This window comes from Streptomyces colwelliae (genome assembly GCF_048158785.1).
GTDB lineage: Bacteria > Actinomycetota > Actinomycetes > Streptomycetales > Streptomycetaceae > Streptomyces.
On sequence record NZ_JBLTJC010000977.1, the window covers coordinates 1 to 435 of the forward strand.

1 pseudogene is annotated in these 435 nt (G+C 70.8%); it reads left to right on the forward strand.

The window, feature by feature from the left end:
• Positions 1–147, forward strand: a pseudogene (locus ACNFOC_RS55445) (hypothetical protein); the annotation flags it as partial.
• Positions 148–435: the final 288 nt, after the last annotated feature.

Genomic DNA, 435 nt, shown 5'->3' on the forward strand with positions numbered 1-435 from the left:
GTTTCTTCGAGCGGACCTTCGCCCCCAAGGGAGCGGCGCACCCGCTACGGACTCGGCGAGGGACGGGTCCTGACGGTGCGTCAGCAGCGGCTGGTGCACATGGCCGACCCTCATCTGGCCGCGCTGCGCACCGAGTTCACGGCCGCACACGAACTCCGCGACCGCCGGATCGACCCACGGCAAGGTCTCCGTGCCGCCCGAACTCACCGAGCACTTCCCGGACTTGGCCGAGGAGGGCGTCAACCGGTCCGCCTCTCCTCCCTCGTCTCCTTCAAGGGCGAGAAACGCACCCTGGCTGACCCCGCTCCACGCGTTGACGGCCGCGTGCGCGCACGGCCCAGATCGCCAGCAGCCGGTCGGCACGGTGATGCCGACGACCTTCCCATCCGACGTTGGCACGGGCCGCGGCCATCGAGGCGTCCCTGTTCCTGGGCG